The following is a 16121-nucleotide window of genomic DNA, read 5'->3' on the forward strand; positions in this document are numbered from 1 at the left end:
GACTTTAAATCCGTATAAATCTAAAATTATAATTACAATAAACTACTACCATTTGTAGATGATGATTCGGAAAGGAAATTAAAATGAAAATCGCACTTATCAATGAAAATAGTCAGGCAGCCAAGAATGAAATGATCTATGGTGCCCTCAAAAAAGTTGCTGACAAGCACGGCTTTGAAGTATTTAACTACGGAATGTACTCTGCAGAGGACGAGGCTCAGCTTACATATGTTCAGAATGGTATCCTTGCTTGCGTTCTTCTTAATTCAGGTGCTGTTGATTATGTTGTTACAGGATGTGGTACAGGTGAAGGCGCTATGCTCGCTTGCAACAGCTTCCCAGGTGTTATCTGCGGACATGTAACAGATCCTCTTGATGCTTATACATTCGCACAGATCAACGATGGAAATGCTATCTCAATAAACTTCGCTCTTAAGTCAGGCTGGGGTGCTGAGTTAAATCTTGAGTACACATTCGAGAAGCTCTTTAGTGAAGCAAGCGGACAGGGATATCCTAGAGAAAGAGCTGTTCCAGAGCAGCGCAACAAAAAGATTCTTGATGAAGTCAAGAAAGTTACATACAAGCAGGATGTTGTTGAAATATTAGAAAATCTTGATAAAGACCTTGTTAAAGGTGCTCTTTCAGGTGAGCACTTCCTTGAATACTTTGATGCTAACGCAAAAGATGCCCGCATCAAAGAGGCTGTTCACAAGATTCTTGGAAAGTAATTATTAAGATAGAAAAGGATGTGTCTTAACAGACACATCCTTTTTTCTTAAATGATTTATCATCAGATATCAGAAACAATAACTGAAATGGTATTAGGCTTAGAAATATAGTTAAATCCAAGCTCAGCGTCCTCTTCTACAAGTGAAACCTTTGTAGGCTCTTCGATGCTGTTGCAATCATCTACATCGCCTTCCATCTTGTAGATCTTGGATACTCCTTTATGGTATCCACTAATAGCAGCGAGATTAAGTTCTACATCAGCATTTCCTGCATTGATAACCTTGATGTACATCTTTTCAGAATCCTTAGATACAGTTACATATACTCTATCCTTCTCAAGGTCATTAAAGTCTACATCAACAAGCTCAGTTCCTGTAAATCTTGAATAGATCTTCTGAACATAGTAGCTTGGTGAACCATAAGCTGAGGAAGCATCAAACCAGATAAGATCTGGCTGCCACTGTGTAAACTTAAGTCTTGCAAATAATGGTGCATAAGAAGCCATAAGTACAACGTCACAGTTCTTTTCAAGACCAGTCATAAATGCTGCCTCAGCAAGAGCTGCTCCGAAGCTGTTTCTCTTTTCAGGTACTCTGTCTGGATTGATATGGCAGGCATACTCTCCAGCAAATACCTTCTTGTGCTTGTCATATGCATCATACATGTGAACGTTGTTGTACATCCACTCGTCTGAAACATAATAATGCTCATCTACAGCATAGCTGTAATTTGGATCTGCCTTCATCTTTGGTGAGAAGTGATTCCAGGCATCTCTGTAATGATCTGATGTAACATCAGGGCCGGCACTACCACAGCACTTGATCTCAGGATACTTGTCGTGGATAGCCTTCTCAAATACATCATAGCGGTGGAAGAAATCAACCTTATCAGTCTCCCACTGCTCATTACCGATACCAATAAGCTTTAAGTTAAAGCTTTCTGGATGTCCCATCTTAGCACGAACTGCGCCCCATTTTGTGTTGACATCTCCATTTGCAAATTCAATAAGATCAAGGGCGTCCTGAACAAACTCATTAAACTCAGGTGATGAGCTCTCTACGAGCTGATCTGACTGATACTGGCAAGCAAGTCCAACATTCTGAACTGGAAGTGGCTCACAACCAAGATACTCGCAAAGAAGGAAGTACTCATAATAACCAATTCCAAGAGTCTGGTTGTAATAAGGGAAATCTCCCATATCCTTGTTGCCGTGGTCGTTGTCATTGCCATGAACAGCCCATCTGTTCCAGTTAGCCTTTCTTTCCTCAGAAGGGCCTACTGTAAGCTTCCACTGATATCTGTTAGTAAGCTCATTTCCTTCTACTACACATCCGCCAGGGAATCTCATAAATCCAGGCTTAAGATCCTTTAAGAGCTCCACAAGGTCTTTTCTGAAAAGGCCAAGTACAGCATCCTTTGGATATGCTCTGAACTGGTCAAAAGAAATAACGCCGCAATTACCCATAACTACAGTAAATTTACCTGCTTTGATGTCCTCATTGTTAATTAGCTCTGTAGTATATTTTGTCCAGCTTGGTGATGAAACCTTGATCTCTGCACTAGATACAAGCTCTTTTCCATCTTCTGAAAAGATCTTGATAAATACAGATGTCTCTTTTTCAGCCTTAGCATAAAAGCTAATATCAGCGCCTACACCCTTCTTTAAAAAAATTCCTTCATAAGCCTTGTTAGTAAAGCCTGCGCCATCTTTTTTTACATCTGCAACCAAGTGACTTGGATTTACATCATTAAGTGGATTTTCCTTAGAAGCTGTAAGCTCGATATCTGATTCAGAAGGATATGCGCTCCATCCATATAAAGGAGCCTCCTGCTGATAATAATTTGATTTATGTCCGTGACACTCCAAAAAATCAAAACTACGGTTCTCAAGCATTTCTGCATGAAGACCACCGTCAAGACCGTAGTTGATATCCTCAAAGAACAGTCCAAACATACCTTTGCTAATAGTCTTACTCATTAGCTAAACACCTCCCGATATTTCCAATTTCTTTTATAGACTCAAAAACCACATCTGGTTTTATGTCTGACTTTGCAATGTCTTCTTCTTTGGTTTCCCCAGTAAGAACAAGAACTCCCTTGGCTCCGTTATTAACTCCAGTTGCAACATCAGTGTAAATCCTGTCTCCAACAAAAGAGATCTTGCTGCGCTCTACACCTGTAGCATCAGCAACCATATCAACAGTCTCTTTAAAAGGCTTACCTACAAACCTTGGAGAAACCCCTGTAGAAAGCTCGATAGCTTTACAGATAGATCCGCAATCAGGAATAAATCCACCCTTCATAGGGCAATTTATATCAAGATGAGTTGCCAGGAAAAGAGCTCCTTCTCGAATATATGTACATGCATTTGAAAGCTTTTCAAATGTAAGAGTTTTATCAAATCCAACTACAACAATGTCAGGTCTTTCTGACATGTTAGCAAGAGCATCGCTATTATCCTTGTTAAAAAGGGTAATGCCAGCCTCTTCAAAACTATCTTCAAGTGGCTTAGTGCCAAGAAGATAAACCTTTTTTCCCTGGTAATGTGTCTGAAGAAATCTGATCATAACATCTCCCGAAGTCATGATCATATCTCTTGTGATATGACAGTTCATCTTAGCAAGCTTTTCGATATAAAGCTCAGCTGAAGTTGAAGAATTGTTAGTAAAAAAGAGGTATCTTTTTCCTGACTTTTTTACTACATCAAGAAAATCCAAAGCTCCATCAAGGATGTCATTTTCAAGATAAAATGTGCCATCCATATCAAGAACAAAAAGATCTGTGTCTTTAAAGATCTGCTTTTTTAATTCTATACTGTTATACATTCTCGTTTTTCACGTGCTTCTCATAAAGAAGCACTACATCTCCTGCTTTGATAACAAGGCTGCCCTTTGGAAGTATTGCTTTTCCATTGCGCCTTACCATAAATATATAGCTTTGCCTTGAAATATCAAGGTTTTTAATTGCAACTCCATTCCAGGAATGGCCTTCATTTATAACAATCTCTTTTAGATCAATAGGCTGGATTTCCTTGATCTTCTCAGCACACATGACTACTATATCGTTCTTCTTGATAACAGTGTCGCCTCTTGGAATGATAGTATCAGCGCCTCTTTGAATAGCAACAATGATAACATCCCTAGGTAATGCAAGTTCAATGATCTTCTTTTCATTCCAGGTATCACTTTCAAGAATCTTAACTCTTATAAAGTGAAGGTTCTCTTCCTCTGCGTAGTCTCCAACGGTCTTAAGTCTCTGGTACTGTTCCACGAATCCAGCAGAAATAATACCTGTAGGAATCGCAACCATTCCAACACCAAGGAAACTGATAATGATGCCCAATATCTTACCAGTTATGGTAACGGGATATATATCTCCATAACCAACAGTTAAAAGTGTAGATGCGGACCACCATAATCCTGAAAATGCATTTTGGAAAACTCTAGGCTGTGCCTCATGCTCCACGCTGTACATACAAAGACTTGATGCAAGCATAAGGATAAATATGATAAATACTGAGGCAAGGAGCTGTTGGCTCTTGGATACTATGACTTCAGTAATAACATTTAGTTGATCATAATAGGAATTGATTCTAAAAAGTCTCAGTATTCTAGCGACTCTAAAAAGCCTAAATACTGTACTTCCTGCCGGAAAGAATACCGGAAGATAATAAGGTAAAAATGATAAAAGATCGATCAGACCTGTAAAGGAAAAGATATATCTGATAATAGATTTTCCTTCTGAGAGCTTAGGATAAAGCTCATTAGCTGAAACGATCCTTAGAACATAATCAACTGCAAAAAAGGCAGTTGTAACTGCTTCAATAGCAAGGAGGAGCCCTTTATAGTGCTCCTCCATATAATCAAATGTAATGGCAAAAGCTGCAGCAAGGTTTAGGATGATAGCAATAATACTGATAACGTCATAAAACTTATTAATTGGCTCATCAATAACTCCAACACTAACCATGTTGAAGATCTTGACCTTAATTCGTCTGGAATTAAAACGCTTTTCTAGATTACCTGCATTCATCCCCTTTGACACAGCTATCCCATCTCCTTATTTTTTGCGCTTTCCAAAGCTCTCCATTACAAGATCATTTACATCCTGTAAGTAATCAATACTTCTCTTCTTGTTTTCAGACTTGATCTGCTTTTTCTCTTTCTTTGAAACGTTCATGGTGTTTGTATCTTCACCAACATACCAAGCCTTTGTTGAAGACTCGCCCTTTATGCTAACGCGTCCAACCTTTTCGAAGCCTTCTCCGGGATTGTTTCTAGGTCTGCGATCCTTCTTCTGGCTCCTAATCATGTCTGTTCCAGTTTTTGATCTTTCCTTGGAATCTTTATCAAAACGTCCTCCATCGCGAGTAGCACCATTTCTATCTGAGCGTCTTCCATCGCGGCTCTTACCGTCTCTATCGAAGCGTCTGCCATCACGGCTCTTACCATCTCTGTCAGAGCGTCTTCCATCGCGGCCCTTACCATCTCTGTCAAAGCGTCTGCCATCATGGCCTCTGCCGTCACGACCTCTTCCTTCAGATCTGCCGAATCTGCCTCTTGAAGGTCTGTCAAAGCTAAAATCAAGATCTTCGATATCAGCGCCCATCTTGAGCTTCATAAAGCCTGCTGCAAGCTGCTCTGCTGTATACTCACCTTCTTCTACCTTCTGCTTAACAAACTCAAGAGCTGAAGTGATATCACTATTCTCAATAATATCAATAACTTCAGCAAATACCTTCTGAGATTTAGCTCTTGTAATCTCTTTTGCAGAAGGAACCTTTCTCTCTTCGATCTTGGTATGACATACCTTTTCGATCTCTCTGAGCTTGTACATTTCTCTTCCACCAACAAGAGTAAATGATCTGCCGCTCTTACCTGCTCTACCGGTACGTCCTATTCTATGTACATAATACTCAATATCTTCAGGAATATCAAAATTAAATACAGCCTCAACGCCACTGACATCAATACCTCTTGCAGCTACATCTGTAGCAATAAGGATATTGATTCTTCCGCTTCTAAAGAGATTCATTACTGTATCTCTCTGATTCTGTGAAAGATCTCCGTGAAGGCCATCAGCAAGATAACCCTTACCCTTAAGATTCTCAGCAAGCTGATCAACCATTCTCTTTGTATTACAGAAAATAAGTGATCTTGAAGGATTATAGTAATCCATAAGTCTGCAGAGTACTTCTTCCTTAGACTTCTGAGGAACTCTGTAGTAAGCCTGATCGATAGCTGCTACTGTGATCTCCTTAGGAGTCATCTTGATGTACTCAGCATCTTCGCTCTGGTACTTTCTTGTGATCTGCAGGATAGGCTCTGGCATTGTTGCAGAGAAAAGAGCTGTCTGTCTCTCTTCAGGCATACCCTGTAAAATAGTCTCGATATCTTCTCTAAAGCCCATATCAAGCATTTCATCTGCTTCATCAAGTACAAGGACCTTAACATCCTTCATCTTCATGGTATGTCTACGCATATGGTCCATAACTCTTCCTGGTGTACCAACAACGATCTGAACACCTGAAGAAAGAGCTCTGATCTGTCTTGAAATATCCTGTCCTCCATAAACAGCAAGGACCTTGATGCCAAACATATACTTGGCAAAATCTCTTATATCATCAGCAGCCTGCATTGCAAGCTCTCTGGTAGGGCACAATACAACGGCCTGTAAGTGCTTGTTGTCTGGATCTACCTTCTGAAGAAGAGGTATTCCAAAAGCAGCTGTTTTACCGGTTCCAGTCTGGGCCTGCCCTATGATATCCTTTCCTTCAAGCATGACAGGAATTGCTGCCTGCTGAATTGGGGACATGTATTCAAATCCCATCTCTGAAACGGCTCTGATGATCTTCTCATCAAGGCCTGACTCGTCGTATCTGATCTTTACTTCGTTATTACTCATTAAATTTCTCTTTCTATAAAACTAAAAATTACATCTCTCCACTCATAACATCCTTGTTCTTTACGAGGTAGTCAATAAGTGAAATTACAGTAAGTGCAAGAGCTACCCACATAACAACTGTAGTTAATATCTGCACTGCAGGGATTGGTAAATTAGCGATCATAAGGATTACCATGATCATCTGGAAAGTAGTCTTGAACTTTCCCCAATAGCTTGCTGCAATTACCCTGCCATTGTCTGCAGCAATAAGTCTAAATCCGCTGATAACAAACTCTCTTGCTATAATTATGATAACGATCCATGAAGGAATCCTATGAAGTTCAATAAGTCCGATCATGGCGCTGCACACCAAAAGCTTGTCTGCAAGCGGATCCATAAATTTACCAAAATCAGTGATAAGGTTATACTTTCTTGCAATCTTGCCATCAAGCATATCTGTAAGGCTTGCTACGATAAAGATTGCAAGTGAGATCCACTTAAATGTCACATTAGATGGATCAAAAAGTAAAAAGAATACAAAAAATGGAATCATTATTACTCTTGCTACAGTTAACTTATTTGGTAAATTCATTATGCTTCCTCCCCAATAAGGTCATATTCATTTGAGCCTGTAATATTGACCTTTAAATAGTCTCCAGTCATCAGTTCTCTGTGAACACCTGTTACAAAAACAAATCCATCAATATCAGGAGCGTCCTTGTAGGTTCTTGCCACATAAGTAAATCCATCAAGATTACTGTCACCAGAATCTACGATTTTTCCCTCAACAACAGCGTCTACTGTTCTGCCGACCATCTTACTTGCAGATTCAAAAGCTATTTCCTGCTGAAGTCTCATAAGCTTATTTCTTCGAGTGTTCTTGACTCTCTCTGTAACCTGATCAGGCATAGTAGCTGCAGGAGTATCCTCTTCCTGAGAATAAGTAAATACTCCAAGTCTATCAAATTTAAGGTCCTTAACAAGGTCATAAGTCTCATTGTGATCAGCGGCAGTTTCGCCAGGAAAACCACTGATAAGAGTTGTTCTGAGACAGATATCAGGAATTTCCTGCCTTAAGTAGCTGACAAGCTCTCTTATCTCTGCATTATTAGTTCTTCGTCCCATCTTTTTAAGAATTCTGTCTGAACCAGACTGAATAGGAATATCAAGATAATGACAAATCTTTGGTTCTTCCTTAATGGTCTGAACAAGCTCTTTGGTGATCTCTTCCGGATAACAATACATGATCCTTATCCACTTAAAGCCCTCGATCTTACAAAGCTTATGTAAAAGCTCTGGAAGTTTCTTTTCACCATACAGATCAGTTCCGTAAAGGGTAGTTTCCTGTGCCACTAAAATAAGCTCAGTAACACCCTCATCCGCAAGATTCTGTGCATCTACTAAAAGCTGTTCCATAGGAACACTTCTATAATTGCCTCTGACCTTAGGAATAATGCAGTAAGTACAGTGCTTATCACAGCCTTCTGCAATCTTAAGATAGTCATAAAGACCACCTGTAGTAACGATTCTCCTTTGACCGCCTACAGGCTTTTTATTGATATCATCAAAATAATTCTTGTGTGTAAAAAGCTTATTTCTCTTAAGTGTCTCTTCAAGCGCTTCAATTATCTTATCTATAGAAGATATACCAAGGATCTCATCTACTTCTGGAATTTCCTTTTGTATTTCTTCTTTGTAGCGCTGTGCAAGACAACCTGTAACTATAAGTGCCTTAAGCTGGCCGCTCTTTCTTCGCTCAGAGAGTTCTAAGATTGTATCTATACTCTCCTGCTTGGCATCATTGATAAAGCAGCAGGTGTTAACAACTGCTGCTTCGGCTTCTTCTTCATCATCTGTAAAAGTAAATCCGCGTCCGCTCAGCATTCCAAGCATAACCTCGGTGTCTACTCTATTTTTATCACATCCAAGTGATACGAACAAAATCTTCAAGCTTCTGTTTCCTCGTTATTCTCTTCTGCAAGAGCATCCTTCTCTTCATCTGTAAGGATTCTAAGTGTATCCTGATTCATCTCTTCAACAGCGATTGAAAGAGGCTTCTGCTTGTCCTTAACCTTAACCATTGGCTCATCACCAGCAATGATCTGTCTAGCTCTCTTTGATGTTGCCATAACAATTGAGTATCTTGAGCTGATAACTGGCTCTTCTCCCTCTTCTACTCCCTTGTTTACTACGTTCATTAAGTCTACGTATGATGGATGTATCATAATGTTCCTTTCCTGCGGTTTCTCCGCATACAAAAGCCTGTTAGTTTAACTCTCCAAGCTCTTTTCTAATAGTATTTATAAATTCTTGATTTCTGGCAGGACTCAAATGTGCCGCTGAAATGATCTCATGAACACATTCTACACTATCCTGGAGATTATCATTTATAACAATGTAATCATAATTTTCAATGCCGATAGCTTCTTCATTAGCCCTTGAAAGTCTCTTTCTGATAACTTCATCGGTCTCTGTACCTCTGCCACGAAGTCTCTCTTCCAAGACCTTTGCTGATGGTGGCATTACAAAAAGAAGTACTGCATCATTATATCTTTCTTTTATCTGAAGAGCACCCTGGATCTCGATCTCGAGAATAACATCAATGCCCTGAGAAAGCTTGTCTTCAACATATTTCCTAGGAGTACCATAGTAATTATCTACATATTTTGCATGCTCGATGAGGCCATCCTCTTCGATCAACTTCTCAAACTCCTCTTTAGAAATAAAGAAATACTCTCTGCCATTTTCCTCACCTTCACGAGGCTTTCTGGTTGTGGCTGAGATTGAAAGAGCATACTGATCATATTTCCTGGTCAGCTCCTTCATGATTGTTCCCTTACCAGCTCCTGAAAAACCGGAAACAACAATAATAATACCTTTACGTTTCATCTAAACTACTCTCACTCTCTGATGATAAACGCATACTGATAGTTTCTGGTAAAAGTGCAGATAAAACAAGCATACCATTTTCCATAACGATAACAGCCTTGGTCTTACGGCCCTGAGTGGCATCAACACTTGTTCCTTCCTCTCTGGCTTTCTGGACCATTCTCTTAATAGGAGCTGCCTCTGGACTTACTATGCTGATTATCTTGTCTGCATTTACTATGTTACCAAATCCTATGTGAATGAGTTTACTCAATGTTCTGTATCTGCTCCCTTACTTTCTCGATATCAGTCTTAAGAGCAATACCTCTGTCTGATATCTTAAGGTCAGTTGACTTAGAAAGAATCGTGTTAGCTTCTCTGTTCATTTCCTGTGCAAGGAAATCGAGTTTTCTGCCTATTCCATCCTTGTCATCACCCTTAATAAGTGCATCTCTCATAGCCTGAATATGGCTGCGAAGTCTTGTGATCTCTTCATCAACACAGATCTTGTCTGCGTAGATAGTAACTTCCATAGCAAGGCGATTCTCATCTACCTGCTTGTCCTCTAAAAGATCCTGGATCTTCTCTCTAAGCTTGGCTTTGTACTCATCGATGATCTCAGGTGAACGTTCTGAAATATACTCTACATTTTCAAGCATACCATCGAGTTTCTCTGTAAGATCACCTGAAAGGAACTCACCCTCTCTCACTCTGGAATCCAGGAACTGCTTGCCTGCAACAGCGATTGCCTTCTGAAGGCCGCTTAAAACCTCTTCTTCATCAAGCTGCTCATCTTCCATTGTGAAAACTTCTGGAAATCTTGACAATACTGAAATCCTAACATCATTATCAAGTCCAAAATCACTGGCCATCTCATTTAAGTATGAATAATACTCCTGAGCAACAGCCTTATTGTACTTAACTCTTGTATCTGATTCAGAAAAGTCCTCGTAGCTGATATATACGTCAACCTTACCACGTTTCATGAAGTTCTTGAGCTGATTTCTGATCTCAGATTCAAAAGCATTGAACTTCTTTGGCATCTTGATATTTATATCAAGATATCGGTTATTCACTGATTTAAGCTCAACGATGTACTTTCGTTCCCCTTCTGTAATCTCACTCCTGCCAAAACCTGTCATACTGCAGACCATAAGAAAATCCCCCTTATTTTTGGGCATAATAATACAAAAGTTATTATAATATATAGCAATTTTAAGGTCAATGTCAAGACGGATGTCAGTTCTTGAAGCTGTGGACCGGAGCTGGAATTCGTCCACCACGGTTTACAAAATTGTCGCATGAGAACTGGTTTACTGGCATGATTGGTGCATATCCAAGGAGGCCTCCAAATTCAACTGTCTCACCAACGCCTTTTCCAATTACTGGAATAAGACGAACTGCTGTTGTTTTTTGATTGATCATACCGATTGCCATTTCATCTGCGATGATTCCGGCAATAGTTGTGTCTTTAGTGTCTCCAGGTACTGCTATCATATCAAGACCAACTGAACATACACAGGTCATTGCTTCAAGCTTTTCAAGTGTAAGGCATCCGGCATTAACTGCATTTATCATACCCTGATCTTCACTGACAGGGATAAATGCTCCAGAAAGGCCTCCCACATAAGATGATGCCATTACTCCACCTTTTTTGACCTGATCATTCAAAAGAGCAAGGGCTGCTGTTGTTCCAGGTGCGCCAGCATGCTCAACACCGATCTCATGTAATATATCTGCTACGCTATCGCCAATTGCTGGTGTAGGAGCAAGTGAAAGGTCGATAATACCAAATGGAACCCCAAGTCTCTTAGAAGCTTCCTGTGCTACCAACTGACCAACTCTTGTAACCTTGAATGCTGTCTTTTTGATGGTCTCGCAGAGAACTTCGAAATTCTCTCCCCTAACGCTCTCAAGAGCTGTCTTAACAACACCAGGTCCGCTTACGCCGACATTTATTATCTTGTCAGATTCTGTTACGCCATGGAATGCTCCAGCCATAAATGGGTTATCATCAGGTGCATTACAGAAAATAACAAGTTTAGCACATCCAAGGGAATCGTTTTCCTTAGTTGCTTCAGCAGTCTTTTTAACTATGGTTCCCATGAGCCTTACTGCATCCATGTTGATTCCAGTCTTTGTTGAACCAACATTTATAGATGAACAAACAACATCTGTTGTAGCAAGAGCTTCTGGGATTGATTCAATAAGAAGTCTGTCAGCTTCTGTCATTCCCTTACTTACAAGGGCTGAATAGCCACCAATAAAGTTAACGCCAACTTTTTTGGCTACGTCATCAAGAGTCCTAGCGATCTGAACAAAGTCAGATGAAGTCTTACATGCAGCTCCGCCCACTAATGCTATAGGTGTCACTGATATTCTTTTGTTAACGATTGGAATTCCGAATTCTCTAGAAATCTGATTGCCAGTACTTACGAGGTCCTTGGCAGTATCATAGATCTTGTCATAGATATTTTTGCAGAGCTGATCCAAATCTGAAGAGATACAATCTAAAAGGCTGATACCCAGAGTGATTGTTCTAACATCCAGATTCTCTTTCTCGATCATTTCATTGGTCTCGACAACCTCATTTACATTTATCATATTACATACCTTCCTCTGAAAGATTAAATTCTGTGCATAGAATCAAAGATCTCTTCTCTCTGACATTTGATGACAACACCAATCTCTTTGCCCAGAGCTTCCAGATCATCAGCGACAGTATTAAAATCCTTGGCTGCACCAGCCATATCAACAACCATCATCATATTAAAATATCCGCTGACGATAGTCTGTGAAATATCAAGGATATTGATACTCTCACCTGCAAGATATGTACATACCTTAGCTATAATACCAACTGTGTCTTTTCCAACTACTGTTATGATAGTCTTATTCATGTCTCCTCCATATTTAAAAAGCTGAAATTATAGATCTAATGCAATTTGTTATCAATAGTAAATGTAATCTCTAAATTAATCAAGAAGTTTAGAACTCTAAAATAGGAGAAATACTACTTCTATCTGCAACAATGAGAGGAAAATCATTGCCATGATAAGGGTTGTCTCCCATTTCTATCTCAACGCGAACCGTTTCATAGGCTAGCTCTGGAAGGTTATTCTCCTTTGAAAGATGCCCCAGAAATACACCTCTTATCTTGTCATTTAAAAGCTTACATAAAAGCTCACCACTCTTTTCATTGGACAAATGGCCTCTATCCCCTAAAATCCTGGTCTTTAACACGTAAGGATAAGGGCCTGTCTGAAGCATTCTCACATCGTGGTTTGCTTCTAATAAAAGAGCATCACAGTCTTTAAGACACTCAACTGTATAGTCTGAGTAGCAGCCAAGGTCAGTTGCGATACCAACTTTTTTATCGCCGATAAAAAATCTATATCCGCATGGTTCAAGGGCATCATGAGAAATTACCATTGGGTTTATCTTCATATCGCCAACTGTAATTTCTTTGTCGCAAGTAATAGGAATAAACCTGGAATCTGTCATCTCATTTTTCTTGTCGCTGTTTCTGATACCTTCAATAGTGCCTTTAGTAGCATAAATTGGAATATCAAACTTCTTTAAGATAGTTCTAAGAGCTGCTATATGATCTGAATGCTCATGAGTTACAAATATAGCATCTATATCTGAAAGACCTAATTCAAGAGTCTTAAGTCCTTCTTCGATTCTCTTTTTGCTAACACCCGCATCAACTAAGACATGGGTATTGTCTGAACCTATATATGTACAATTTCCGCTACTTCCGCTGGCAATACTAGTAAATCTCATAAATAAATCTTATCCTTTAAAATCTCTATACATATTTAAAGACTTATCTATATATCAGATAAGTCTTTAATCGCTTTATTTCCAATATACTTCTATTCTGTCGCCTTCCTTGATAGGCTGGAGATATTCTGGAGTTGCTCCATTTAAACTTGTAACTATAGCTCTTCCATTTGGCTTGGACAGGTCAAAATCAATAGCATCGAAAATATCTACAAATACATAATCTGCTTTGCCATGAAGAGTTATAGGATCATTGTTAACTGTAACATGAAGATCATGAGCCAGGATGTTCCTTACAACTTCATGATCTTCCTTCTTGTAATCATCATCTGGAAGATCATCAAAAGAAAGCTGTCCATCAGCATCCTCTACAAGTCGGCCATCTTCTGTGCTTTCATAGGACTCCTCATTCTCCTGACTGATAGCAACCTCGTCAGCACTTGGGAAATCCTTATAGTAGTCCATGATAACTTCTTCCTGAGCCTTAAACTCGATCTTGAAGTTCTCATAAACAGGTGTATCCTTATTACCTCTTTCGTTGTTAACAAAAATTACAGTATCTTCATTGATATCTATATCCATAAGAGCTGCAATCTGTTCAGCAGTATTGTAGTCAAGAACTTTAACTTCATCACCAGCCTGAATGCTATATAAAGGAGTTGATGGCTGTCCATTAACTGTGGCAAATCTTGAAGCCTCAATGTTCTTACCATTTACATTTACATTAAACTTAGTCTTAAATTCAGGAATACTCTCAATAACAGCCTTACCAGGAGCTCCGGCTGTAGATGGAGTAACCTCAATGATATCGTTTGCCCTGATCTTGGTATGGATATCAGCCGGCTTACCATTGAGCTGGATAATAGCTGCTTCACCGGGCTCACCTCTTGAGCTTCTCTCTTTGCCATTAACAGTAAACTTAAGCTCCTGACCTCTCTTTGGGAAAAGATCTTCATTAGGGAACTGGGCCTGCATAGCAGCGTCCACTACCTGAAGCTTACCATTATCATAGATCTTGGTCTGTACGCCGTTAAACGAAACAAAGATAAAGTTATTTGCCTCTTCATAATAGCTGATACAGATACCAAGAGGAGTTACAAGAAGTGAATCTCTCTCGATTCCATCATTATTCAGGAAGGTGATGTTCTTCATGACTTCTTCGCCACGAAGAGCAACTCTTTCTTCTGGAATATCCATCTCTCTTGCAATAGCCTTAACATATCCTGGAACGCATCCGCCACCACCTACAACGAATACGGCGCTGACCGGCTTGTCACCATTTAATCTCTTGATCTCATCAACGGCTTTTTTGGCCATCTCATCAACCTTAGGCTTAACGATCTTGGCGATATCCTTGGAAGAAATAGTCTTGTTAAGACCCATGATATCAACATAGTCAACCTTGTCATTATGGCTTGCTGCTATCTTGATCTCATCAGCCTGATTAAAGTCCACAAGACAGTGCTGAGCGATTATCTCAGTAATATCATCACCTGCTATAGGAAGCATTCCATAAGCTGTGATAGAACCATCATCAGTAACGCAGATATCGGATGTACCTGCTCCTACGTCTACAAGCGCAAGATTCAACATTCTGAATCTATCTGGAATAGCAACCATCATAGCTGCAATAGGCTCCAAAGTGAGGTTTGCAACCTTAAGGTCCGCCCTCTCACAAGCCTTATAAAGACCGTCTACGCAGTCATCAGGAAGGAATGTCGCAATAAGTTCAACACTTACCTTACCTGCATTATGTCCTTCAAGATTGGCAATCTGATATCCATCAAGGTAATAATGCATAACAGAATAGCCAACAAGATAAAACTTAAGATCAGATGTATTGTTCTTAATAAACTCAGAATAAGCCTGCTCAACTGCAGCAGAATCCAGGTTATAGATATCCTCTTCTGTAATATCGTGAGCATCTACATACTCGTAGTCGTAAGTTGTTCTGACAGTTTTAAGAACACGACCAGCAGCAGCAATACAAACATCTGTAAGATGAATATCTGTCTGCTGTTCAAGCTTTTCTTTGACAACCTTGATAGTGGATCCAACTTTACCGATATCATGGATCTGACCATCATGCATTGCTCTTGTCTCATGTTTCTCGACACACTGGGCAATAACGTTAAATTGTCCATCATTCATGTATCCGACTGTACCAACAACACTTCTGGTTCCTATATCCAGTCCGAATACAACTTTCTGATCTGCTTGTTCTAAACTAGCCATTACTTTCTCCACTCCCAAAGTTTATTATCAATCTGTTTTGCAGCATCTGACAGATCTGTACTGTTATCTATCACAAAGCTGCAATACTCCCTAAATACTTCATCACTTAGCTGATTAGCTAAGATATCAGTTATCTTTTCATCCGAATAGCCTCTAGAAGCCTTTAATCTCTCTCTTCTGGCTTCTTCAGAAGCATATACATACCACAGTTCATCAACGATCTTGTCATAACCATTTTCTATCAAAAGAGCTGCTTCTACAAAAACAAAGTCATATACGTTATTTTTTCGTTCATTCCCTATAATATTTATAATATATGTATTTACTGCAGGATGCAAAATATTATTTACTTTTTCTAGGCTATCTTTGTCATTAAATATAGCCGCTGCCATCTTGGCTTTGTCGATCTCTCCATCATCAGATAGGATCTCTTTTCCAAGGAGCTTAACAAGCTCATCATAGGCGGGATACCCCTTCTTTTTTATCTCGTTAGCTACATCATCAGAAAAGATCACAAGGCAGTTATAATTGTCCCGTATATAACCAAGAACAGTGGATTTTCCAGCGCCGACGCCGCCTGTGATCCCGATTATGTTTGTTTTACCCTTAATAAGTCCCAT

General features: G+C 39.5%; 16 protein-coding genes. 1 reads left to right on the top strand and 15 read right to left on the bottom strand.

What is annotated here, in order from left to right; genetic code table 11:
- Positions 1–83 precede the first annotated feature (83 nt).
- Positions 84–728, top strand: coding sequence for an RpiB/LacA/LacB family sugar-phosphate isomerase (locus bhn_RS08115; protein WP_071176223.1), 645 nt, complete (start codon positions 84–86; stop codon positions 726–728).
- A 62-nt stretch (positions 729–790) separates the two neighbouring features.
- On the opposite strand, the gene bhn_RS08120 is transcribed toward bhn_RS08115, so the two are convergent.
- The 15 genes from bhn_RS08120 to coaE all read right to left on the bottom strand — a co-directional run bounded on the left by bhn_RS08120 (position 791) and on the right by coaE (position 16121).
- Positions 791–2707, bottom strand: coding sequence for an alpha-L-arabinofuranosidase C-terminal domain-containing protein (locus bhn_RS08120; RefSeq protein WP_071176224.1), 1917 nt, complete (start codon positions 2705–2707; stop codon positions 791–793).
- Complete coding sequence (locus bhn_RS08125) at positions 2700–3554, bottom strand: HAD-IIA family hydrolase (protein WP_071176225.1); 855 nt, start codon at positions 3552–3554, stop codon at positions 2700–2702. The genes bhn_RS08120 and bhn_RS08125 overlap by 8 nt, the downstream gene beginning before the upstream one ends.
- Complete coding sequence (locus tag bhn_RS08130) at positions 3547–4773, bottom strand: ion transporter (RefSeq protein ID WP_236845896.1); 1227 nt, start codon at positions 4771–4773, stop codon at positions 3547–3549. Before bhn_RS08130 ends, bhn_RS08125 begins: the two co-directional genes overlap by 8 nt.
- Positions 4774–4788: 15 nt before the next feature.
- Entirely contained in the window at positions 4789–6633 is a 1845-nt protein-coding gene (locus bhn_RS08135) for a DEAD/DEAH box helicase (RefSeq protein WP_083385845.1), read from the bottom strand.
- 28 nt (positions 6634–6661) lie between these two features.
- Positions 6662–7204 carry a CDP-diacylglycerol--glycerol-3-phosphate 3-phosphatidyltransferase gene (pgsA, locus tag bhn_RS08140; RefSeq protein WP_071176227.1) on the bottom strand — a complete coding sequence of 181 codons (543 nt, stop codon included), beginning with the start codon at positions 7202–7204 and terminating at the stop codon, positions 6662–6664.
- Positions 7204–8562 (bottom strand): 30S ribosomal protein S12 methylthiotransferase RimO, encoded by a 1359-nt coding sequence (rimO, locus tag bhn_RS08145; protein WP_071176228.1) that lies wholly within the window; start codon positions 8560–8562, stop codon positions 7204–7206. Before rimO ends, pgsA begins: the two co-directional genes overlap by 1 nt.
- Positions 8559–8810: a DNA-directed RNA polymerase subunit omega gene (rpoZ, locus tag bhn_RS08150; RefSeq protein ID WP_330393188.1), complete on the bottom strand. Its 252-nt coding sequence runs from the start codon at positions 8808–8810 to the stop codon at positions 8559–8561. The genes rimO and rpoZ overlap by 4 nt, the downstream gene beginning before the upstream one ends.
- 67 nt (positions 8811–8877) lie before the next feature.
- Entirely contained in the window at positions 8878–9501 is a 624-nt protein-coding gene (gmk, locus tag bhn_RS08155) for a guanylate kinase (RefSeq protein ID WP_071176230.1), read from the bottom strand.
- Positions 9491–9754 carry a DUF370 domain-containing protein gene (locus bhn_RS08160; RefSeq protein ID WP_071176231.1) on the bottom strand — a complete coding sequence of 88 codons (264 nt, stop codon included), beginning with the start codon at positions 9752–9754 and terminating at the stop codon, positions 9491–9493. Before bhn_RS08160 ends, gmk begins: the two co-directional genes overlap by 11 nt.
- Positions 9747–10634, bottom strand: coding sequence for a YicC/YloC family endoribonuclease (locus bhn_RS08165; RefSeq protein WP_071176232.1), 888 nt, complete (start codon positions 10632–10634; stop codon positions 9747–9749). Before bhn_RS08165 ends, bhn_RS08160 begins: the two co-directional genes overlap by 8 nt.
- Positions 10635–10719: 85 nt before the next feature.
- Positions 10720–12084: a PFL family protein gene (locus bhn_RS08170; protein WP_071176233.1), complete on the bottom strand. Its 1365-nt coding sequence runs from the start codon at positions 12082–12084 to the stop codon at positions 10720–10722.
- A 23-nt stretch (positions 12085–12107) separates the two neighbouring features.
- Positions 12108–12380: an ACT domain-containing protein gene (locus bhn_RS08175; protein ID WP_071176234.1), complete on the bottom strand. Its 273-nt coding sequence runs from the start codon at positions 12378–12380 to the stop codon at positions 12108–12110.
- Positions 12381–12468: 88 nt separating this feature from the next.
- Complete coding sequence (locus bhn_RS08180) at positions 12469–13266, bottom strand: MBL fold metallo-hydrolase (protein ID WP_071176235.1); 798 nt, start codon at positions 13264–13266, stop codon at positions 12469–12471.
- A gap of 75 nt (positions 13267–13341) precedes the next feature.
- Complete coding sequence (locus bhn_RS08185; protein WP_071176236.1) at positions 13342–15501, bottom strand: cell division protein FtsA; 2160 nt, start codon at positions 15499–15501, stop codon at positions 13342–13344.
- Positions 15501–16121, bottom strand: coding sequence for a dephospho-CoA kinase (gene coaE / locus bhn_RS08190; RefSeq protein WP_083385847.1), 621 nt, complete (start codon positions 16119–16121; stop codon positions 15501–15503). Before coaE ends, bhn_RS08185 begins: the two co-directional genes overlap by 1 nt.

Source organism: Butyrivibrio hungatei, from assembly GCF_001858005.1.
GTDB classification, from domain to species: domain Bacteria; phylum Bacillota; class Clostridia; order Lachnospirales; family Lachnospiraceae; genus Butyrivibrio; species Butyrivibrio hungatei.